The organism is Pseudoalteromonas galatheae, from assembly GCF_005886105.2.
Taxonomy (GTDB): domain Bacteria; phylum Pseudomonadota; class Gammaproteobacteria; order Enterobacterales; family Alteromonadaceae; genus Pseudoalteromonas; species Pseudoalteromonas galatheae.
This window is the reverse complement of the sequence record NZ_PNCO02000001.1, coordinates 1,002,109-1,024,440: the sequence shown is the minus strand read 5'-3', so window position 1 is coordinate 1,024,440 and position 22,332 is coordinate 1,002,109. Positions and strand designations below refer to the sequence as shown.

The 22,332-nt window shown below is 43.4% G+C and carries 16 protein-coding genes; 1 reads left to right on the top strand and 15 read right to left on the bottom strand.

What is annotated here, in order from left to right; translation table 11 throughout:
- Positions 1-43 precede the first annotated feature (43 nt).
- The 3 genes from mazG to rlmD all read right to left on the bottom strand — a co-directional run bounded on the left by mazG (position 44) and on the right by rlmD (position 4,410).
- Positions 44-862, bottom strand: coding sequence for a nucleoside triphosphate pyrophosphohydrolase (gene mazG, locus CWC29_RS04430; RefSeq protein WP_128727931.1), 819 nt, complete (start codon positions 860-862; stop codon positions 44-46).
- Positions 846-2,999: a GTP diphosphokinase gene (gene relA, locus CWC29_RS04425; RefSeq protein ID WP_138524466.1), complete on the bottom strand. Its 2,154-nt coding sequence runs from the start codon at positions 2,997-2,999 to the stop codon at positions 846-848. Before relA ends, mazG begins: the two co-directional genes overlap by 17 nt.
- 91 nt (positions 3,000-3,090) lie before the next feature.
- Positions 3,091-4,410: a 23S rRNA (uracil(1939)-C(5))-methyltransferase RlmD gene (gene rlmD / locus CWC29_RS04420; protein ID WP_138524464.1), complete on the bottom strand. Its 1,320-nt coding sequence runs from the start codon at positions 4,408-4,410 to the stop codon at positions 3,091-3,093.
- 78 nt (positions 4,411-4,488) lie between these two features.
- On the opposite strand from rlmD, the gene barA reads away from it, so the two are divergent.
- Entirely contained in the window at positions 4,489-7,254 is a 2,766-nt protein-coding gene (gene barA, locus CWC29_RS04415) for a two-component sensor histidine kinase BarA (RefSeq protein ID WP_128727934.1), read from the top strand.
- 660 nt (positions 7,255-7,914) lie between these two features.
- Here barA and purF read toward each other — a convergent pair.
- From purF to CWC29_RS04355, 12 genes are all read right to left on the bottom strand, one after another.
- On the bottom strand, positions 7,915-9,447 hold the full coding sequence (gene purF / locus CWC29_RS04410; protein WP_128727935.1) for an amidophosphoribosyltransferase: 1,533 nt from the start codon (positions 9,445-9,447) through the stop codon (positions 7,915-7,917).
- An 18-nt stretch (positions 9,448-9,465) separates the two neighbouring features.
- On the bottom strand, positions 9,466-9,960 hold the full coding sequence (locus CWC29_RS04405) for a CvpA family protein (protein WP_010369359.1): 495 nt from the start codon (positions 9,958-9,960) through the stop codon (positions 9,466-9,468).
- A 61-nt stretch (positions 9,961-10,021) separates the two neighbouring features.
- On the bottom strand, positions 10,022-10,648 hold the full coding sequence (locus CWC29_RS04400) for an SPOR domain-containing protein (protein WP_138524462.1): 627 nt from the start codon (positions 10,646-10,648) through the stop codon (positions 10,022-10,024).
- Between the two features lie 36 nt (positions 10,649-10,684).
- On the bottom strand, positions 10,685-11,941 hold the full coding sequence (gene folC / locus CWC29_RS04395; RefSeq protein WP_138524460.1) for a bifunctional tetrahydrofolate synthase/dihydrofolate synthase: 1,257 nt from the start codon (positions 11,939-11,941) through the stop codon (positions 10,685-10,687).
- Between the two features lie 26 nt (positions 11,942-11,967).
- Complete coding sequence (gene accD / locus CWC29_RS04390; protein WP_010606271.1) at positions 11,968-12,843, bottom strand: acetyl-CoA carboxylase, carboxyltransferase subunit beta; 876 nt, start codon at positions 12,841-12,843, stop codon at positions 11,968-11,970.
- Positions 12,844-12,977: 134 nt separating this feature from the next.
- Complete coding sequence (gene truA / locus CWC29_RS04385) at positions 12,978-13,772, bottom strand: tRNA pseudouridine(38-40) synthase TruA (RefSeq protein WP_128727938.1); 795 nt, start codon at positions 13,770-13,772, stop codon at positions 12,978-12,980.
- A 142-nt stretch (positions 13,773-13,914) separates the two neighbouring features.
- Positions 13,915-14,991 carry a FimV/HubP family polar landmark protein gene (locus CWC29_RS04380; RefSeq protein WP_167815412.1) on the bottom strand — a complete coding sequence of 359 codons (1,077 nt, stop codon included), beginning with the start codon at positions 14,989-14,991 and terminating at the stop codon, positions 13,915-13,917.
- 797 nt (positions 14,992-15,788) lie between these two features.
- The gene (locus CWC29_RS04375; RefSeq protein ID WP_167815411.1) at positions 15,789-16,013 is read right to left on the bottom strand and encodes a hypothetical protein; all 225 of its coding nucleotides are present in this window, start codon (positions 16,011-16,013) and stop codon (positions 15,789-15,791) included.
- A 70-nt stretch (positions 16,014-16,083) separates the two neighbouring features.
- Positions 16,084-19,206 carry a FimV/HubP family polar landmark protein gene (locus tag CWC29_RS04370; protein WP_235956522.1) on the bottom strand — a complete coding sequence of 1,041 codons (3,123 nt, stop codon included), beginning with the start codon at positions 19,204-19,206 and terminating at the stop codon, positions 16,084-16,086.
- Between the two features lie 289 nt (positions 19,207-19,495).
- Positions 19,496-20,512 (bottom strand): aspartate-semialdehyde dehydrogenase, encoded by a 1,017-nt coding sequence (locus CWC29_RS04365; protein ID WP_138521642.1) that lies wholly within the window; start codon positions 20,510-20,512, stop codon positions 19,496-19,498.
- Positions 20,513-20,549: 37 nt separating this feature from the next.
- A complete protein-coding gene (locus CWC29_RS04360) occupies positions 20,550-21,674 on the bottom strand; it encodes a 4-phosphoerythronate dehydrogenase (protein ID WP_138521644.1) in 1,125 nt (374 codons plus the stop codon).
- An 83-nt stretch (positions 21,675-21,757) separates the two neighbouring features.
- A complete protein-coding gene (locus CWC29_RS04355) occupies positions 21,758-22,078 on the bottom strand; it encodes a DUF6419 family natural product biosynthesis protein (RefSeq protein WP_128727941.1) in 321 nt (106 codons plus the stop codon).
- Positions 22,079-22,332: the final 254 nt, after the last annotated feature.

The following is a 22,332-nucleotide window of genomic DNA, read 5'->3' as shown; positions in this document are numbered from 1 at the left end:
TCACGAGGTCGTTTTCATTAACGACCCAAAAGTAAAATCGGTCTCAGTTTTTACTGCGTTGACGACGTTTCACAGTCTCCCAAGCAGCATCCATTTCCTCTAGGTTCGCATCTTTAAGTGACAGTGAGGACTCATTCAGAACAGCTTCTACTTGCACAAAGCGATTTTTAAATTTCTCATTGGCTTGACGTAGCAGCTGCTCCGGATCTCGTTTTATATGTCGGCTCACATTCACGGTCGCAAACAACAAATCTCCGACCTCTTCCGCAGTATGTTCAGAGAGTGGATCGACTTGCAGTGCCTCGCTCACCTCTGCGACTTCCTCTTGCACTTTATCCCACGCACCGTGGTAACTTGGCCAGTCAAATCCGAGTTTAGCTGCCTGCTTTTGAGTTTTGTAGGCTTTTGATAATGCTGGCAGGCTGCTCGGGATATCCGCCGCGAACGTTCCTTTTTTTTGCCCCTGTTTTTCTTGCTGTTTAATGGCGTGCCATTGCTGCTCAAGCTCGGCTTCGCTTAAGTTTTCCTGTTTTTCAAATACATGAGGGTGACGTCTCACTAATTTGTCATTGAGGGTTTGCACTATGTCTGCAAAATCAAACAACCCCTGCTCTTTTCCAAGCTGAGCATAAAAAATCACTTGGAACAGCAAATCCCCCAACTCTTCTTTTAAGTGAGCAAAGTCGCCCAGCTCGATAGCATCGGCAACTTCGTGCGCTTCTTCTAAAGTATGAGGAACAATGGTTTTAAAGGTTTGCTTCTTGTCCCAGTCACATCCAGTGCTCGGGTCACGCAACTGCGACATAATTTCTAGCAGTTGCTCTATACCCAATGTTGCAGAACACTTAGAGTCGTTTGGCATCAAAAACACCTTCTATTTGCATCAATTTAGTCAGCAAGCGGTGCATAGCGGAAAGATCATCTACCTCAACCTTCATCATAAATACCGCCACATTTTTATCATCTTGTGTCTGTACATTCATATTGAGCACGTTGACCTTTTCATTGGCAAGTACTGAACTAATATCTCGGATCAGTCCCTGACGATCGTGCGCTTCAATTTTTAATGTAATGGAATATGATGCTTTTACATCTTCAGACCAACTGACCGCAATCTCTCGCTCTGGATGTATATCTGTAATATGAGCGAATGACTCGCAGTCGGAGCGGTGTACAGCGATACCTCGCCCTTGCGTGATATAACCCACAATTTCATCACCCGGTACTGGCTCACAGCATTTCGCCATATGGCTCATCAAGCTGCCAACACCATCAACGACCACTGCGTTTTTGTCGCCTTTACTGTGTTTTGGTGAGGAGATTTTTAACTTAGGTGTATCCTCAGGTTTATCCTGTACATAGTTCAGGAATTGATTGATACGAATATCACCAGCACCAATTGCCACCATTAGATCGTCGAGTTCTTTAAAGTTAAAGCGATCAATGGCGGGCTCTAAATCTTTATAGGTAATGTCTAGTTTTTGCAGATGGCTATCTAAAATTTCCTTGCCCGCTTGGAGGTTTTTGTCTCTATCTTGCTGCTTAAACCAGTGATGGATCTTGCTACGTGCTCTTGAAGAATGGATATACCCCAGCGACGGATTTAACCAATCACGACTTGGTGAAGCATTTTTTTGGGTAAGAATCTCTACCTGATCGCCTGTGCGCAATGTGTAAGTGAAAGGTACTATCTTACCAAACACTTTTGCACCAATGCACCGATGCCCAACATTTGAATGAATGTAGTAAGCAAAGTCGAGTGGCGTCGAGCCTAACGGCAAATCAAAGATATCGCCCTTGGGCGTGAATACATAAACGCGGTCCTCGACAACCTGATTCTTCAGCTCATCTGCTATTTCACTGCCATCTACCACTTCTTCTTGCCACTGCAACAATTTGCGTAGCCAGCTAATTTTTTGCTCGTATCCTGAATTTCTGCCCGGTAATGCACCTTCTTTGTACATCCAATGTGCCGCTACCCCAAGCTCTGCATCTCGATGCATAGCCTCGGTGCGGATTTGAATTTCTACCGTTTTGCCCTCAGGACCAAATACCACGGTGTGGATAGACTGATAGCCGTTTTGCTTAGGCGTAGCAATATAGTCGTCAAACTCTTTGTTTAAATGCCGCCAACTGGTGTGCACAATACCCAAAGCAGCGTAGCAATCTTGAATTTCATCTACCACCACACGCATCGCGCGAATGTCGAACAACTGTTCGAATTCATAGCTTTTCTGCGCCATTTTTTTATAAATGCTGAAAATATGCTTAGGGCGACCGTAGACCTGCGCTTTAATGCCCGCATCCGCAAGTTTTTGTGCCACCGAATTAACCATATTTTCCATATAAGCTTCGCGGTCTAAGCGCTTATCAGAAAGCTTCTTGGCAATAGACTTATACGTATCAGGATGCAAATAACGGAACGAGAGGTCTTCAAGTTCCCATTTTAATTGGCCAATCCCCAAACGGTTCGCAAGTGGCGCAAAAATGTTGGCAGCGGCTTTTGCAGCAACAACTCTTTCTTCTTCCGATGCTTTCTTAACCGCACGCAAATGGCAGATTTGCTCAGCAAGTTTAATCACTACGGCACGCACATCTTCCACCATAGCGAGTAACATACGGCGGATATTATCAACTTGTACCCTACCCGAGCTTTGGTGTGCCAACGTGCTAATAGTTTCCATATTCTCCACCCCTTTTAAAAGCAGGGAGATATTTTTGCCAAGCGTTTCCTCTACTTGCTCAAGGGACAACTTTCCAGCGACAAAATAAGGAGTTAAAAACGCTGTTGCTAGAGATTCGCTATCAAAATTTAAATCTGCAAGGATCTCTACCATTTCGATGGCATTGTTGAGATGCTCGGTGGACTCATCCACAGGACAGAGTTCATAGGCTCTTTGTAGCCATTCTCTTTGATCCTCAGACAAGTTTAAGATAGTGAGTCGCGCGTCAAACTCTAGTGGCAAAGTGGTTTGATGCGACTGCCGAGTAGCAACCATGTTTTGATACCTCCTTAAAATTATTTACCCGCCTCATTTTCGGATAAATTATCTAACCAGCAGCTCGAGCTAAAATGCAGCAGAGCTCTGATTATTTACACTGCTTTTTAAACAGCGCCATGGTTTCGATATGTCCAGTGTGGACAAACATATTCATTAACCCAAGCTTTTCTAGTTCAAAGCCAGCCTGCACTATCACCGCAGCGTCACGAGCCAGCGTCACTGGGTCGCATGACACGTATAAAATACGCGTAAACTGTTTTAACGGTAATTGCTGTAGTACCTCAAGTGCGCCAGGCCTTGATGGATCCAGTACTAACACATCCAAATTTGTATCGAACCAAGCAGCCTCTGTTATCGACTGGGTTAGATCAAAGCAGTGAAACTGAACATTACTGATTTGATTAGTTTGCGCATTTTGTCGAGCCATTGCAACCGATTGCGCTTCACCTTCAACACCAATCACATTTTTTGCTTGTTTTGCGAGCACCAATGAGAAATTTCCCACCCCACAGAAAAGATCGAGGACACTTTCATCGCTACTAAGTTGCAGCCAGCCTGTTGCTTGACGCAGCATGGCTTCATTTACTGTTTGATTCACTTGAATAAAGTTATTTAATTTGAATTCAAGTGTTAAGCCAAATTCACTAAGGTGATAGTGCGGCAACTGAGAATACACAACATCTGCCTCACCATCGTCAAACACAACCTGACAATTTTCCAGCTCGTTTTGTAGCGCTTCACGAGCCGACGCGGACAGCGGCTTTGTATGACGACACAGTACATAGTTATGGTTATCAGCTTGGCAAAGTTGGATATGACTGATTAGCTTAAATTCACTTAGTGACTGCGCAAGCACATTTAGCTTGTTAAAAATACGGTCAAAAGGCGACACCAATACGTCACACTGCGCTATTTCAACAATCTGCTTAGACTGACTCGCTCTAAAGCCGAGTTTCACATTTTTACTTTGTTTATCGTAAATACATGCCAATCGTGCTGCCCGACGATAGTGGCGCGGCACAGAGGTGATCGGCACTTGCCAAGGCAACAGCTCAATGTTGGCAAAACGCGCAAAAAGCTTTTCAACTGCCAGTTGCTTTTCATTGAGCTGACCATCAACACTCTGATGCTGCAAGCTACAACCACCACACCGCTGGTAATGCTGACAAAACGGCTTAACACGCTCTTTCGAGACGTTAAGTACTTTGGTCACCTTTGCTTCCAACAGTTTTGACTTAGCCTGAACAACCTGTGCCTTCACTCGCTCTCCAGTCAAGGCGCCTGTCACAAAGCAGACTTTACCTTCATGTCGAGCAACACCTCTCCCCTGATGATCCATTGATTCTATGTTTAATTCTATTTGCTTTGACGGCTTAGCAGCTTTCTTAGCACGAAAAATCTGTGCCATTGGGTTCCTCATTTGTTTGCTTATCACGTCGGTAAAAGATAATCTTAGTTACAGATTTCTCTGCACTTTTTTGACCCTATGACAAAATTAAACCTGCGTGACAGTATTTTACTACTCACTCTTTTGCCAACCCTTTTGGTTGGCTTGCTACTTGGTGGTTATTTTACTATAAATCGCTACGTAGAGCTTGAGGAAATTCTGATAAGTCAGGGAAATCGCATTGCAGATTCACTGGCCATGTCAGTTGAATATCCAATAGAAAAGCAAGATAAAGCACACTTGCACCGCATTTTAAGCCAAGCACACAATAAACACGCACCACTGGTAAAAAGCATCGCGTTGTTTGATAAGCAAAATCAGCTCATTCTTACTAGTAACTATCATAGTGAGTTCGACAAATTACATTATTTTGGTGAAGTACAAAAGTTACAAACCACCGAAGTCACTACACTAAAAAATACCTTTGTGTTTTATTCGCCGGTTAAGAACCATTTAGCCAAAAAAACCGATTGGCATAGCGCAGAGCCTGCCACACTCGCAGTTTTAGTAGTAGAGATCAGTAAAGATCAAGCACTAATATCGCAGCAACGCGCACTGATCTTGAGTGCTATTGTCATAATTTTCTCGTTTTTACTCAGTGTTATGTTGGCTATGCGATTATCACGCATGCTAACCAAACCAATTGCCAGTTTGATTTTGGCCACAGACAAGCTCAACGAGGGCAAACAAGACATCGCTATTAATGAGCCGATGCGAGGCGAATTTGAGCTATTGCGCCAAGGCTTGATTGTTATTGGTCGAAAAATGGCGAATCAAAAAGACGAAATGCAAAAGCACATTGACCAAGCTACTAGTGACTATCGCGAATCTTTGGAGCAGTATGAAACACAAAACATTCAGCTCAATATTGCCAAAAAAGAAGCACAAGATGCTAACCGCGTAAAATCTGACTTTTTAGCTAAAATGAGTCATGAACTCAGAACACCACTCAATGGTGTTATAGGCTTTACTCGCCAACTGTATAAAACACCATTAAACAAACATCAAAAAGATTATCTAGATACCATAGAGTTGTCTGCAAATAGCTTACTAACCATCATTAGTGACATCTTGGATTTCTCAAAGCTAGAAGCAGGGGCAATGGAGCTAGAGAATATTCAATTCGAATTGCGCGACGCTGTTAATGAAGTCATGACGTTATTAGCACCAAGCGCTCATGACAAGCAGTTAGAATTTTCGATTTCGGTTAATCGCCAAGTACCTGACAATTTAATTGGCGATCCGACACGATTTAAACAGGTACTTACTAACCTTATCAGCAACGCCATCAAGTTTACGGAAAAAGGCTCTGTCAAAGTAGATATAAATCATCGCTTGATGGATGAGTCCCAGTCCTCATTGTTAGTCTCTGTTAGTGATACCGGTGTCGGTATTGCACAAGATAAACAGGACGCGCTATTTACGCCATTTGCTCAAGCTGACACCAGTATCACCCGCAAATTCGGGGGCACAGGTCTTGGTCTTATCATCACTAAGCATATTGTGGAGGCGATGAGTGGTCGTATTACTCTTAACTCCGCGCCAGGAAGTGGTACCTGTTTTTCATTTAATGCGGTCTTTGCCCTGCCAAACCGTCTCTACAACGACGATTTACCAAGTAAACCGCTGGAAAATAAACGCGTTCTATATTTTGAACCACAAGAACACACTCATTATGCGGTTATCGCCCAGCTACAAGCATGGGATATGCAGGTGACTCGCTGCATCACCGAAGAAGAATTTGATACTGCGTTAGCACAGGATTTTAACTACGATATTTGCTTAATCGGCTCTATGGCTAGCGTCGATCAAATGCAAACCGTCAAAAGTTATATCAAGCAAGCTCGCGGCTCTGCTGATTATTTATATCTAATGGTTAATACTGTATCTCACAATATGCGTGAAGCGCTTATTGGCAGTGGCGCAGACGCCTGTCTAAGCAAACCACTTAATCACAGAAAGCTATGTGAGATGCTTGCAGCACCTTATCGTTTAGACCATCCAGACATGAGTGCTAACGAAATTGAAGCCGCAAGCCTACCACTGAAGGTGCTCGTTGCAGACGATAACGATGCTAACCTGAAGTTGATCTGTACTTTGCTAGATGAGCAAGTAGAGGCAATTGATACAGCACATAACGGTGCTCAAGCGGTGAGTCTATGTAAATCCAGAAAATACGACCTCATATTTATGGATATTCAAATGCCTATTATGGACGGGATCAGTGCCTGTAAAAGCATTAGAGATTCATCCTTAAATGAGGACACGCCCATCATCGCTGTTACCGCTCATGCGCTTGCTGGCGAAAAGGAACAGCTGCTTAAAGATGGCTTTAGTAATTATATGACTAAGCCTATTGATGAAGACATGCTCAAGCAAATAATTTGTGATTACAGCGTTTCTTCTCCAGTTTCGAGACAAAAAAATACAGAGAATCATCAGCATAGTGTGCCCCCGTTTGATAGTAAGATGTTAGATTGGGATTTAGCGCTCCAGCGTGCCGGTAACAAACCCGATTTAGCATTAGAAATGCTCAATATGTTGCTTTCCAGTGTACCTGAAACATTACAGCAGTTGGAATCTGCGCAAAATGAAGAAGATATGCCTACGCTACTTAAAGTAGTGCATAAATTCCACGGAGCTTGTTGCTATACTGGCGTTCCGACGCTCAAGAAATTAGCAGAGACCATTGAAACAAGCTTAAAACGGGAAAAGTCACTCAGTGAGATTGAACCTGAGTTATTCGAACTCGTTGATGGACTCACTTTATTATTGTCTGATTCCAAGCCCATACAATCCAACTAATCGTTATGTTCGCACTCATTCTATTCGCTACTTTTATGTAAACAGCCATAGAAATAGTGAATAGATTGGAAGTGTGGCATATAGCTCCTAACACAGGACAACGTTTCCCGATGATTTACTTCGCTTTCTAGCAGCACTTTTTCAAGTCTTGTGACACACCTCACCCACTCTAGAAGCTCATAATTATATCCTCATGAAACGAATTGAAGGTGAGCTGCTCTCAGTTCCTACCACCGATATCCAAAAAGACAATTGCTTTATAAACAAGGACCGCTTAATTAGCTATCGCTAAAGGTTTATCTTTCTACTCCGGATTGGGGCTATCGGCAAGATGGTTCTGATGGTGTGTTTCGAGATGGGAAATCCGAGAATTAGGTTTTTGAATGATATGATGCATCAGATGACGCTGCTTTCGTTAGCTACGGTAATCACCATCTGTGCTTTACGTTAGCTGGTCATAGCGACATCTACAACAATTCAGCTGTAGGGTTCGCATTATCAGTCAAAAGCACAATAAAGCTTAGTTGGTGGGATAAGTTGAACTAAGCTCAAAAGTGCAGTACTAAAATCCCTTATCGATCCGAGTTCAAATTAAATTAAAAAACCCAAGTGAAACTTGGGTTTTTTCTTGGTGTAATGTCTATCACATCATCAGCTAGTTTAATCGCTTTCAGCGCTTTCTGTTTCTTGGTTATGTAATTCAAGGCTAGCAGACATCGCGGCTTCACGATTAGACTTTGCAGAGTCGTTGCGCAACTCATCAATGTGATTGAGGTAGTTTTGGTCAACATCACCTGTGATGTATTGACCATCAAATACAGAGGTTTCAAAACGAGAGATCTCTGGATTTTCTTGACCAACAGCTGCAATCAAATCGCTTAGGGATTGGTAGATCAAACCGTCCGAGCCAATACTTGCGTTGATATCTTCCACTTCACGGCCATGTGCGATCAGCTCTGATGCAGAAGGCATATCAATGCCATATACGTTCGGGAATCTTACCTCTGGTGCTGCTGAAGCAAAGTATACGTTCTTCGCACCCGCTTCACGCGCCATTTCAACGATTTGCGCTGATGTTGTGCCTCGCACAATGGAGTCGTCGACAAGCAGCACATTCTTACCTGCAAACTCTCTGTCAATTGCGTTAAGTTTACGACGTACAGACTTTTTACGCAGCTCTTGGCCAGGCATAATGAAAGTACGGCCAATGTAGCGGTTCTTAACAAACCCTTGGCGATAAGGAAGCCCTAGCACGGAAGCAATTTCAAGTGCGATATCACATGATGTTTCAGGGATTGGAATAACCACGTCGATATCTTTGTCGCCCCACTCTGTCGCGATTTTCTCACCGAGCTTGGTACCCATATTGACGCGAGTCGCATAAACAGACATCTTATCAATGTTTGAATCTGGGCGAGCAAAATATACGAACTCGAAGATACAAGGTGCAAGCGTCGTTTTAGCAGCACAGATCTGAGAGAAAAACTCACCATTTTCGGTTACGTAAATAGCTTCACCAGGTGCAACGTCTCGCACAAACTCAAAGCCATCCGTTGCCAATGCAACACTCTCTGAAGCGAACATGTATTCCATGCCACGCTCAGTTTCTTTCTTACCGAAAACAAGCGGACGAATACCGTGAGGGTCTCTAAATGCCAAAATACCATGGCCGATGATCATCGCGATACTCGCGTAACCACCAGAAACAATAGACACAACCTCAGTTACTGCCGTAAACATGTCTTCCGCGTCTAATTTCATCTTGTCTGTTTTGCCAAGCTCGTGCGCTAAGATGTTCAGCAGGATCTCTGAATCAGACGTAGTATTAACGTGGCGACGCGCTTGAGTAAACAAACGCTCCTTTAATTTTTCTGCATTGGTTAAGTTGCCGTTGTGCGCAAGGGCAATACCAAATGGAGAGTTTACGTAGAAAGGTTGAGCTTCTGCTGAGCTTGAAGAACCAGCTGTAGGATAACGTACATGACCAAGACCTATGTTGCCCTGCAGGCGTTTCATGTGTCTTGTATGAAATACGTCTTTCACTAAGCCGTTTGCTTTTCGTAAGCTAAACGTATTGTTGTCAATGGTAATAATGCCAGCCGCATCTTGGCCGCGGTGTTGCAAAACAGTTAAGCCGTCATAAATCGCCTGATTAACAGGAGATGTTCCGACTATCCCAACGATACCACACATTAAAAATTTCCTCGCCGATTAACGGTTTACTGAATCTAAAAAGCTCGAGTTATGTTCAAGATAGGAGAAAAACCACTCTATCACAAAGCCAAATTCAGGAATTAAGTTTGATGTTTTCCACCACTGCGTGTCTGGTGCACTGGTAAACGCATCAAGGAAAAAGAGTAAGGCGCTAACGACCAACACACCTCGAAGTCCACCGAATACAATCCCAAAGATCCTATCGGTGCCTGAGAGCCCAGTTCTTTGAACCAGTTCACTCAAGACATAGTTAACAAGCCCACCTAACATCAAGGTCGCAAAAAAGAGTATGGCAATTGCGGCTGCATTTCTTAAAAGGGGTTCTGAAATGAATGTTAGGAAGGTTGCGAGATATTGGTAAAAAATACTAGAGATGAAAAAAGCGCCGATCCATACGACAAGTGACATCGCTTCTTTGACAAAGCCTCGGAGCAAGCCAAAGATAGTCGATAAACCAACAATACCAAGAATGGCGTAATCAACCCAGATCATAGTAACCAATAAGTCGTTAATGTGGGGCGCATTCTAAAAGGTTTGGCATCTAAATGCCAGATCATTTTGTCACTTCAAATTGTGTCAAACGACCATTTAACTTAGTTAATTTCTTTAATTCTGGTAACTTAGCTTCAAGTTCAGCTTTATTTAAATCTGGTCCGACAAACACTTTTGTCAGTGTACCGTTGGGCGTTTTAACGGGTTTTGTAAAGGTTTTAAAGCCATTGTCAGCAAGCTTCTTCGTCAGTGCATCAACGTTCGATTTATGCGAAAAGCTACCAAGCTGAATAACATAGGCCATTTTTGAAAAGTTACCAGTCTCAGGACGCGTTAATTTAGCCACCTCAACTTTGTTGGTCGTTGCGACGGGTTTTGCCTCCACTTGTGTAGACGACATATCTGATTGCGGCGTATTGGCTAGCATTGTCTCTTCTGTACCCTCTAGCTTAGCATCATCAGCGTCAATATCTTCCACTGACTCAGAGGGCAACTCTGGTGCAAGCTTGGCTTGCGCATCCACTTTTTCTTGTAGATCAATGGTTTTGAACTCAGGTCTTTCAGGGATCGCTTGAAATCCTTCCTTGTAGTGGACCTTTTCACCATCAAGGATATTTGGAATAAAGATCACCGCAGCAACCACGACGATACTCGTCCCAACAAGGCGATTTATAAATACTGAGTTCACAACTTTACTCTCTACTAAACGTTAAATCTTTTTTGGTTATTTTCGCCAGTATTCCATTGCCTCAGCAACGGTAAAGAATGAACCAAATACCACCATTGCTTGTTCGCTTGCTAGCGTCTCAAGCTGAGCATCAAGTGCAGCTGTAACACTATCGAATAAGGTAACATTGCAACTTGAGTCAAGCAGTGGTTTAAGGTTTTCTGCACGCTCTCCACGAGGCCCTGAAAGTGAAGCTAGACTCCAGCTATCTATATATTGGGTAACTTCTTTCAGCACACTGGCTTTGTCTTTATCCGCAAGCATAGCGACTAAGGCATGAATTTTAAACCCTTTTTGCTTGAGTTCTTGTAACTTAGTTGCCAAATACCTTGCCGATTCTGGATTATGAGCAACATCTGTATAGACTAATGGATTTGTATTGAGTTGCTGAAAGCGACCTTCCACTTGCAAGTTGGCCAGACAAACCTTCACTTCATCATAGTTAGGTAGCAACTCAAGTTTAGCTAGTACTGTTAACGCTGTCGCAGCGTTTTGTGCTGGAATAGCGGGTTTGTCGAAGTGCCAATCAAAGTCAAGATATTGCCATCTAAACTGAGAATCTAGCGGGGTAAAATAAAAATCGCGCTTCGATAACACCATATCTGCCGCAATTTCGTTGCCATAATCTGTAACCGTGTGTGGAATATTTAAATCACCAACGATTGCAGGTCTACCACTGCGAAAAATGCCAGCTTTGTCATAGCCTACCAGTTCTCTAGTATCACCGAGATACTCTTTATGATCTAAGTCGACAGTCGTGATAACAGAGGCAAATGGCGAGACTATATTCGTCGCATCAAACCGCCCGCCTAAACCAACTTCAAGCAAAATATAATCAACCTTACAGCGCTTGAAAATACTGAGCGCACCAAGCGTACCAAACTCGAAATAAGTTAGCTGAGTGTCTTTGCGGGTGTCGTCGAGGAATTTAAATGCATCGATATGATACTGATCTTCAAGCTCTGCCCCATTCACTCGGACACGCTCATTGTAGCGTACTAAGTGTGGTGAAGCGTAGGTACCAACCGAAAATCCTTGTGCGAGCAACAACGATTCCAAGCACCTGGCTGTTGTGCCTTTACCATTGGTTCCACCAATTAGAATAATTTTGCTGAAAGGCTCAAGTAATCCGGCTTGCTCGGCAACTTGCGCTACACGCTCAAGTCCCATTTCAATGGTGGCTGGATGAATTGCTTCTAAATAACAAAGCCAATCATCAAGGCTTGATGATTGGCTAGGCTGTTTAACCGTCATAAGTTGAGTAGCTCAATTTGAAAAATTTACGCTACTCTATGCTCTTGTTCAGTGGAAGGCAAGTCCATAAACTTCGCTAAAATGCGCGCTAACGTATCGCGCATCTCACGACGGTCAACAATCATGTCAATCGCACCATGCTCTAATAAGAATTCACTGCGCTGGAAACCGTCAGGTAGAGTTTCACGTACTGTTTGTTCGATAACACGTGGACCCGCAAAACCGATAAGTGCTTTTGGCTCCGCCACATTGATATCACCAAGCATCGCCAGTGATGCAGAAACACCACCCATAGTTGGATCGGTCAATACTGAGATAAATGGCAAGCCTTTGTCACTCATTTTTGCCAATGCAGCACTTGTTTTTGCCATTTGCATCAATGACATAAGTGCTTCTTGCATACGTGCACCACCAGATGCAGAGAAACAAATTAATGGCATGTTATGTTCTAAGCAAACGTTAACTGCATCTACAAATCTCGCACCAACAACCGACGCCATTGAACCACCCATAAAGGAAAATTCAAAAGCAACAGCAGCAACAGGAATACCCTTTACGCGACCTTTCATTGCAACTAAAGCGTCTTTTTCACCACTTACCTTTTGCGCTTGAACGATACGATCCGAGTATTTTTTAGAATCTTTAAACTTTAATACGTCTTGTGGCTCATGCTCTGTGCCAAGCTCTTGACGATCTGCATCATCTAAGAAGCTTTCAAGGCGCTTACGTGCCGTTATGCGCATGTGATGATCACACTTCGGACATACGTTTAACGACTTTTCTAATTCCGCTTTGTATAGGATTGAATCACAATCTGTACACTTTGCCCAAACCCCTTCTGGGATCTCTTTTTTACCAGAAGATTTAGTGGTTTTAGGTAAGATCTTTTCTAACCAACTCATTTGCAACTCTCTATCGTGCTTTATTCTGTTCCGTCAGTAAAGACAGACATCTTTTCCCAATTAAATCATGATTTAGCTATAGGTGATATAAAAAACTGGTCTTAAGAGTATACGGTACTACATAAATACGACCGTTACACTAATTCCTCAGGCAAAAATAAAGGCCCTAGCGGCATCTTTTCTATTTGCCATTGTTCAGGATAGTCCACGTCAACTAAATACAATCCGTTAGGCTTTGCCGTAGCGCTTGCTAAGGTGCGGTCTTTCGCAACTAAAAGCTCCGCCATCCACTCAGGCTCTTGCTTGCCGACACCGATATCAAGTAAACAACCTGTAATATTTCGCACCATATGGTGTAAAAACGCGTTCGCTTTAATATCAATGACAATATATTTGCCAATGCGTTTCACCTCCAAGTGATGGATATTCCGAAACGGCGTATTAGACTGGCAATGTACCGCCCTGAAAGAAGTGAAATCTTGCTCCCCTATCATCACAGGGCATGCTGCTTTCATTCTTTCAACATCAAGCTCGTGGTGAAAGTGCGTTACACCACTGCGTAAAATGCCCGGTCTGTAAGTATGATTATAAATAACGTAGCGGTATCGACGAGCCGTTGCAGAAAAACGAGCATGGAACTCTGGGTCGACTTCTTTAGCAAATCGTACCGCAATGTCGTCAGGAAGCTGAGAGTTCATTCCCAGTGTAAAGGCGCTCATATCGCGAGCAGCATCTGTATCAAAATGCACTAATTGACCCGTTGCATGAACCCCCGCATCAGTGCGCCCCGCACAAGTTATCTCTACGGGATGATTACAGATATTCGATAGCGCTTTTTCTATTTCTTCTTGGACACTGCTGACATGATTTTGCCTCTGCCAACCACTATAATTTGCACCATTATATTCAATGCCTAACGCTACTCGCATACTTTTTCTATCGCAACCCATAACAAAAACGACATTTTATGCGATTGGCGATATGAATTAAAGCGCTTAAGCTAAGAAGTAGATGATGATACCAACCAAACTAGGCAATTACTCTGTTTGGTCGATATCATTGATGTGATTATTAAGACTCTGTAAGACTTGATTTAAGCAACTCCGCCTCAGCTTGCACTGAATTCGGACCGTTCTCAATAACATCGTTGAGCGTTGATATCGCCGAATCATAATCTTGAATTTCGATGTAAGCTTTCGCTAAATCTAGTTTAGCGGCAAATCCTTCATCCTCTAAATCAACATCTGTGGTATTTTCACCTGCTAATAGTTCTTCAAAATCGCCAAGCCCAACGTCCATATTTGCACCAACGTAAGGTTCAACATCGCCATCAAGGTCGTCGCTTTGTTCAAGTAAGTCTTCAATTTCTAAGTAATCTTCTGTACCTTCGGCATCCGTTGGTAGCGCTTGGGCTTCCCCTGCGACCAACTCGTCTTGTAACAAGCTATCGAAGTCTACTTCAAAGTCTTCTGCATTTCCGGCGTCAAAATCACTGGGGTCGTCCAGTTCGCTGAGTAGAGCATCGAAGTCTGCTTGGGTAAAGTCAGCCATAAACTCTTTTTCAATTTCGGCTTCATCGACCTCTGGTAATTCTGATTCTGTTTGTGGCTCAGAAAGTAGAGTTTCCAAATCATCTTCATCGTTGAATTCAGACAGAGTCTCTTCGCCAAAATCTGCATTTAATTCAGGCAGCTCGTCTTCGATTTCAAGCTCTGGTTCGGACTCTAGCGTGTCACTCTCAGCTTCTTCGGCTGGCACATCAGGTTCGTCTTCAAGCAAAGTATCTTCGTCAAAGTCTGCTGCTAACTCTGGCAGCTCGTCTTCGATTTCAAGATCTGGTTCGGACTCTAGCGTGTCACTTTCAGTTTCTTCGACTGGCGCTTCCGGCTCATCTTCGAGCAAAGTTTCTTCGTCGAAGTATGCAGTTAACTCAGGCAGCTCGTCTTCGATATCCAGTTCAGGTACAGACTCAAGCACGTCATTTTCTGCTGCTTCGGCTGGCGCTTCCGGCTCATCTTCGAGCAAAGTTTCTTCGTCGAAGTCTGCAGTTAACTCAGGCAGCTCGTCTTCGATTTCAAGATCTGGCTCGGACTCTAGCGTGTCACTCTCAGCTTCTTCGACTAGTGCTTCAGGTTCGTCTTCAAGCAAAGTTTCTTCGTCGAAGTCTGCAGTTAACTCTGGCAGCTCGTCTTCGATTTCAAAGATCTGGCTCGGACTCTAGCGTTCTCTCAGCTTCTTCGACTGGTGCTTCGATTCGTCTTCAAGCAAAGTTTCTTCGTCCGAAGTCTACCAGTTAACTCTGGCAGCTCGTCTTCGATTTCAAGATCTGGTTCGGACTCTGGCGATGTCACTCTCAGCTTCTTCGACTGTGCTAGGTTCGTCTTCAACGCGGTTTCTTCATCGAAATCTGCAGCTAACTCTGGTAGCTCGTCTTCAACTTCCGATGCAGGTTCGAACTCAAGTTATCACTTGCTGCTTCTTCGGTTGGTCTTCCAGGCTCATCTTCTAGCAAGTTTCTTCGCCAAAATCTACGGTTAACTCAGGCAGCTCGTCTGCGATTTCAGATCTGGTTCGGACTCCTAGCGTGTCACTCTCCAGCTGCTTCGACTGGTGCTCGATTCGTCTTCAAGCAAAGGTTTTCTTCGTCGAAGTCCGCTAAATTCAGGCAAATCTCATCTTCATCAAAGCCAGAAATTTCATCGTCCTAAGTTCGTCCATCAAAGCCCACCCTTCGATATCAATGGGCATCCTTGGATAACGCTTCTGAATGTCTTTTCGGTTTCGCTTTGTGAGTCAGTAGTTTCAAGTTCTTCCTTGAATCCAGTTCGGGATAACTCTCTAGCTCTGCGCTTGGTTCCGAATCTTCTTCATCAAAAATTCTTCCCTCTGCCAATAAGTCACTTCGTCATTAAATTGGATCATCTCCCAACTCAATTTCGACTTCTTCATCCGAAAAAGTCATCTTCAAGTTCAGCATCCAGCTCAAAACTGCTCTTCGGCTTGAAGCTCCTGTAATAACTCATCAACACTTTTTTAAATCCAGGATCTTCAAATTCACTGTCTTCGTCAGCTTGAACATTCTCATCACTAAAATCTGCTTCATTGGCTGAATCGGACTGTAATGTTTCTTCCACCAATTCTTCATAATTCTGGAATAGCATCCTCGTCATCCAGCATACCGATAATTGCCCTGACTCCGTTTCTCTTAAGCTGTTCGGCTCGTCATCTTTCCAAAACATCTTATGTTTCGTCGAAGTCTGCAGTTAACTCTGGCAGCTCGTCTTCGATTTCAAGATCTGGTTCGGACTCTAGCGTGTCACTCTCAGCTTCTTCGACTGGTGCTTCAGGTTCGTCTTCAAGCAAGGTTTCTTCATCGAAATCTGTAGCTAACTCTGGTAGCTCGTCTTCAACTTCCGATGCAGGTTCAGACTCAAGTGTATCACTTGCTGCTTCTTCGGTTGGTGCTTCAGGCTCATCTTCTAGCAAAGTTTCTTCGCCAAAATCTGCAGTTAACTCAGGCAGCTCGTCTGCGATTTCAAGATCTGGTTCGGACTCTAGCGTGTCACTCTCAGCTGCTTCGACTGGTGCTTCAGATTCGTCTTCAAGCAAGGTTTCTTCGTCGAAGTCCGCACTAAATTCAGGCAAATCATCTTCATCAAAGCCAGAAATTTCATCGTCTAGAAGTTCGTCATCAAGCCCACCTTCGATATCAAATTGGGCATCCTTGGATAACGCTTCTGATAATGCTTTTTCGGTTTCGCTTTGTGAGTCAGTAGTTTCAAGTTCTTCGCCCAGATCCAGTTCAGGATAACTCTCTAGCTCTGCGCTTGGTTGCAGATCTTCTTCATCAAGAAATTCTTCCTCTGCCAATAAGTCCACTTCGTCATTAAGTGGATCATCTCCCAGCTCAATTTCGACTTCTTCATCCGAAAAGTCATCTTCAAGTTCAGCATCCAGCTCAAACTGCTCTTCGGCTTGAAGCTCCTGTAATAACTCATCAACACTTTTTAAATCAGGATCTTCAAATTCACTGTCTTCGTCAGCTTGAACATTCTCATCACTAAAATCTGCTTCATTGGCTAGATCGGACTGTAATGTTTCTTCCACCAATTCTTCAGATAATTCTGGAATAGCATCCTCGTCATCCAGCATACCCGATAAGTGCCCTGACTCCGTTTGCTCAGAGTCTGTTAAAGGCTGTTCAGGCTCGTCAGATTCTTCTCCAAGTTCTGGTAAAACATCTTCTGATGTTTCGTCAACTAATACATCTAGTTCATCATTTGCCAGTTCATCAGATTCTTCTTCCAGCTCTGGCAAAACATCTTCTGGTGTTTCGTCAACTAATGTATCTAGCTCATCATCAGCCAATTCATCGGTTTCTTCTTCCTGCTCTGGCAAAACATCCTCTGGAGTTTCGTCAACTAATGCATCTAGTTCATCATCAGCCAGATCATTGGACTCTTCTTCCTGCTCTAGCAATGTATCTTCTTGTGCTTCACCTAGTAAGGCATCGATATCATCACCGGACTCTTCTTCTAATTCTGGCAACGTATCTTCTTGCGCTTCATCTAATAAAGCATCGATGTCGTCACCAGCAAGATCACTAGGCTCTTCTTCTAATTCCGGCAACGTATCTTCTTGCGCTTCATCTAATAAAGCATCGATATCATCACCAGCAAGATCACCTGACTCTTCTTCTAATTCCGGCAACGTATCTTCCTGCGCTTCATCCAATAAGGCATCGATATCATCACCGTCAAGCGTATCCGGCTCTTCGTTAATTTCGGCTAACGCATCGTCTTGAACTTCATTTAACAGCGCATCAATATCATCGCCCGCAAGCTCGTTGTTTGGCTCCTCAAAGTCGGGCAGTGCATCATCGTCAGCACCTTGGGCAGCATCAAGTAGCGCGTCGATATCATCAGCCTCAACTAAGCTTTCACTATCAAAATTGCCGCTAAATTCGGGTTCTTCATCTAGCGCACCATCAAGAATTGAATCGATATCATCATCGCTAGCAACAGCACCCTGTTCATCTGCAAGCTCCTCACTCAGGGCTGCAAGTGCATCATCGCTAACATCAATTTCTTCATCCTGAGATTCGTTGAACAAATCATCTAGATCACTGTCACTTAAAATATTTTGACTATCATCAACATCGAGCGAAACTTCATCACCAGCCTCATCGAAGCTCTGTTGCATAAAGTCTTCGTCATGATCATCACCAAACGAAATATCTTCGTTTAGTAAACTATCAAGTTCGTCTTGATCTAGCGTATCACTCCCTTCATCGAAGTCATCATCAAGTGAGTCAAAGGTAATTTCATCGTCTTCAGGCAAGATATCGTCATCTAACTGTACGCTTGCGCCCAGCGCGTCTTCATCGTCGCCCATTCCGATATCAAGTGGGTCTGGCTCTGGGTCAAATGCAGTCGCAGCGGTTGCAGCGCCCGCAGTAGCAGCGGATGGTGTTTGCGGAAGAAAATCATCGTCATCTGTTGACGCCTGAGATTGACTTTTCTTCCGGCGAAACATGACAAATCCAGCAATTGCTAATAGTGCTGGTAATGTGGCAAGTAACGCAATTCCAGCTGGCGAGCTAAAGAATGCGCTTAACTCGCTACTTTCTTGCGCTTTTGCCTGAGCCGCCTGCTGATCAATCATTTCATTTTGTAAGTCAATAACAGCCTTTAGCTGTTGTTGGATTTCGCTGTCTTTACCAAGTTGGGTACGAACCGTTTGAAGCTCGGTAGAAATAGCACCAAGCTGTTGCTTTAACTTATTGTTTTCGGATAGGATTTCTTCAACATTACGCACTGAGGACTTGAACTCTTTTTGTAAGTCCATCAGCCGCATGTCCTGCTCCATTTTTAAAGAGCGCAGTTGATTAGTCAGGTCTTCTTTTGCTTCTTCTACATCGACTTTACGAGCTTGCGTAACCTTTTTCTCAGCTTCGTTTATTGCATTTGGATTCAATAATCCCTTACGCTTCATTTCCCAAAGTTTGTCATCTTGATCCGACTTTTGCTTTGCCAACTCAGGGTTAACACTGCGAATTTCATTGATGGTAGGAATACGTAAATACGCCCCATCCTGCATATGGTTGAGGTTTTTATCTAGAAATGAATTAGGATTTTTATCGTAAAGCGCCTTCATCACCTGATAAATGGTGACCGAGTCATCTGGTCGCACTTTTTGTGCTATACGCCACAATGTATCCGTGGGTCTGATAGGCCCTATTGACCGACCTTGAGCCCCATAATCAACCCCTTTAGGGCCTTTTAGCACTACCCCCTCTTGGGTATATACTGGTGTGGCAATCAGTGCGAATACAAAGATACTAAATAAGGCTAAACCGCGCATGCCGATCCTTTACTCAAATGTTTAACACCCGTTAAACGACATTTTATTATTATGGCTTTGAAGCAAGCTCTATTCCAAATGCAAACTATAAACCAGATATGTTGGAATATCCATTGCAACGTATTGAAAGGTAACATGGTTATAATGCTTTTTACTGATTTTGGAATAGCAGATATAGGTGAAGAATAGTCAAGTATTTGACTTAACGGCAAACTTCTTGGCAGAAGTTTGCCGTTATAGCGCAAAAAAGTAAGCAAAACTCTGCTTACTTTGCGATATCAATGGATACTTATAGATAGCTTTCTATCAGGGCTTCTGCAATTTGGATGCTATTTGTTGCGGCACCTTTTCTGGTGTTGTCTGATACCACCCATAAGTTTAAGCCCAGTGGATGTGAAATATCTTGCCTTACACGACCTACATAAACGGTATCGTTACCACTTGCATCACTTACCGGTGTTGGGTAGTCGTTTTCGTCTTCAATTAACTCAACACCCGGCGCACCAGCAAGTAACTGCTTAATATGTTCAAGATCATAAGGCATGCGCGTTTCAAGATGAATGGCTTCAGCATGACCAAAAAACACAGGAACGCGAACCGCAGTCGGGTTAACCAAAACACTTGAGTCGCCCAAGATTTTTTGCGTTTCCCACACCATCTTCATTTCTTCTTTGGTGTAACCATTTTCTTGGAACGCATCAATTTGAGGAATGACGTTAAAAGCGATTTGTTTGCTAAATATTTCGTTTTCCATCGGTCTTGCATTCATTAAGTTTGCAGTTTGCTTAGCCAACTCATCTACCGCTTCTTTACCTGCACCAGATACCGCTTGATAAGTTGAGACATTAATTCTGTCAATGCCATAGGCATCATAAATTGGTTTAAGCGCCACTAGCATTTGGATTGTAGAGCAGTTTGGGTTAGCAATGATGTTACGATTTCTAAAATCTGCAAGACTGTCTTTATTCACCTCAGGAACCACTAATGGAATATCAAAGTCGTATCTAAAATGTGAGGTATTGTCTATAACAATACAGCCAGCTTCAGCGGCGATAGGTGCATATTTCTCCGACACGGAACCACCCGCTGAAAACAAACCGATGTGGGCATTAGAAAAATCAAACTCTTCAACATCCAGAACTTCGATTTTTTCACCCATAAAGTCAATTTCTTCACCCGCACTTCGGCTACTCGCGAGTGGATACAGCGTGTCTACAGGAAATTTCCGTTCCGCTAGTAATTCGATAATTTGCTTGCCAACAAGACCTGTTGCGCCAAGTACCGCAACATTATATTTTTGCGACATTATTTTTCCTCATTCTGTAATATACCAACCACAGCACTTAACTCTTGTGCTCAGAAAAGCCAAGTTGGTAAAGCTTTTCACTGATTGGTGAGTCATTATTGACTGCAATTGTACTAAATTCTCGACGCACGGGATATGCTTTACGCAAGGTATCAAAGCCCAATGTGTTTAGCTGTTTTCTCATGATGCCATCATCACGGCGAATATCATAAACAAGATGCGCTAAATTGATAATATCCTGCTCGTTGGCTGTGCATTGCAACTGGCAGCCAGTGACACTTGGTTTAGGGAGAAAATCACTAATCGTTTTGCTGGCTGGTAAATCGAACTCCCGGCATACAGCTTCGTATAACATTTGCGTCCCTCGTGCCTTGCCTTCTAGCGTGTGGCCAGCAATATGTACAGATGCAAAGCGAGTATACTGCAGTAACGGTTGTAAAATATTCGGCTCATTTTCCCAAACGTCTAAGATCAGCTCAAGCGCTTGCCCACCCTCTACCGCATGCAAAAGCGCTTGATTATCGATAACATCTCCACGGCTTGCATTGACTATTACCGTACCCGGCTTTAATGCCGCTATCCGCGATGCATCAAGTAGATGAACCGTTTTATGCGGACCCTGCTTAACTAATGGAACGTGAAATGTCACAATATCCGCGCGAGCCAAAGCTTCATCTAACGCTACATGTGAATCCAATGTCCCCGCTTGCTGCCTTACGGGGTCACACAATAATATCGTAAGACCAAGCCCTTTAAGCTTTGATGCCAAACACGCGCCAATATTACCAACCCCAATGATGGCAATCGTTTTATCTTGAAGTGGCGTGGAGGTTTCTTGTGCATATGCAAGTAGAGCGCTTATCACATACTCGGCAACAGCTATCGCATTACAGCCTGGTGCGCTGCTGAACGAGATATTGGCGCTGGCCAGCAATGAGGTATCAATATGATCAATTCCGATTGTCGCAGTCCCAACAAACTTCAGTCTATCTGCTTGTGCTAACAGGGCCTTGTTGACCTTAGTAACTGAGCGAGTCAACAGAATATCGACATTTTTTAGCTCGTCAGGTTGAAGGCTACGGCCATCAAACCGAGTTACCTCACCAATTTCACGGAAGAATGACTCAACTAAGGGCATATTTTGATCAGCTAATATTCGCATGCGGGTTTCCTGTCACCTATTGTCTCGAGTATTCAGGCGATAACGCATCGCCTGAGTCGAGTCTAACATGGCAAGGTAGGCGACTAATAATAAAACCTTTTATTTTGTGTCACCGCTTTATTGCAACCAAAGGCTATTGCAAAAAACATCACACAGCACACAAAAACGACCGCTCCTTTTAGACTTAACCAGCCACCTGAATCAAGTAAAGGGCAAAATGTCATGGCCAACACGTTAATACAGCACAGTAATAAAGCCCAACGGGTATAAGCACGATAGCCAAGCAACGCGGCAAACAAACTACTAAAAACATTAAAAAGTACCGCCTCAGGAAAGAGGTGGAAAGCAGATAACATAGCCGCAAAGGCCAAAGAAGTGATGATATAAAAAATACTCTGCTGCATTTTGTTTCTCCTTAACATGGACAGCAATATCAACCGCTACACTAGGTCGTGGCGGTAAATCCTAACTCACATAGCTACCAAGAAAATGGACTGCATTTGCTACTCCTTAGCAATTCTTAAAAGCACCATTTTGTCGCTATGCTTAACCCAATTGTAGAAACATTAACGTGTATTTCAATGCAAATCAGACATGAAGTTTTGGCAATTATAATGCACAGATAGCGAACTTCACTGAAAGAAAATTCATGTGCATT

Coding starts and splice junctions, on each gene's coding strand:
- mazG (WP_128727931.1), bottom strand. CDS start 862: ATGCCAAACGACTCTAAGTGTTCTGCAACATTGGGTATAGAGCAACTG.
- relA (WP_138524466.1), bottom strand. CDS start 2,999: ATGGTTGCTACTCGGCAGTCGCATCAAACCACTTTGCCACTAGAGTTT.
- rlmD (WP_138524464.1), bottom strand. CDS start 4,410: ATGGCACAGATTTTTCGTGCTAAGAAAGCTGCTAAGCCGTCAAAGCAA.
- barA (WP_128727934.1), top strand. CDS start 4,489: ATGACAAAATTAAACCTGCGTGACAGTATTTTACTACTCACTCTTTTG.
- purF (WP_128727935.1), bottom strand. CDS start 9,447: ATGTGTGGTATCGTTGGGATAGTCGGAACATCTCCTGTTAATCAGGCG.
- CWC29_RS04405 (WP_010369359.1), bottom strand. CDS start 9,960: ATGATCTGGGTTGATTACGCCATTCTTGGTATTGTTGGTTTATCGACT.
- folC (WP_138524460.1), bottom strand. CDS start 11,941: ATGACGGTTAAACAGCCTAGCCAATCATCAAGCCTTGATGATTGGCTT.
- accD (WP_010606271.1), bottom strand. CDS start 12,843: ATGAGTTGGTTAGAAAAGATCTTACCTAAAACCACTAAATCTTCTGGT.
- truA (WP_128727938.1), bottom strand. CDS start 13,772: ATGCGAGTAGCGTTAGGCATTGAATATAATGGTGCAAATTATAGTGGT.
- CWC29_RS04375 (WP_167815411.1), bottom strand. CDS start 16,013: ATGACGAGGATGCTATTCCAGAATTATGAAGAATTGGTGGAAGAAACA.
- CWC29_RS04370 (WP_235956522.1), bottom strand. CDS start 19,206: ATGCGCGGTTTAGCCTTATTTAGTATCTTTGTATTCGCACTGATTGCC.
- CWC29_RS04365 (WP_138521642.1), bottom strand. CDS start 20,512: ATGTCGCAAAAATATAATGTTGCGGTACTTGGCGCAACAGGTCTTGTT.
- CWC29_RS04360 (WP_138521644.1), bottom strand. CDS start 21,674: ATGCGAATATTAGCTGATCAAAATATGCCCTTAGTTGAGTCATTCTTC.
- CWC29_RS04355 (WP_128727941.1), bottom strand. CDS start 22,078: ATGCAGCAGAGTATTTTTTATATCATCACTTCTTTGGCCTTTGCGGCT.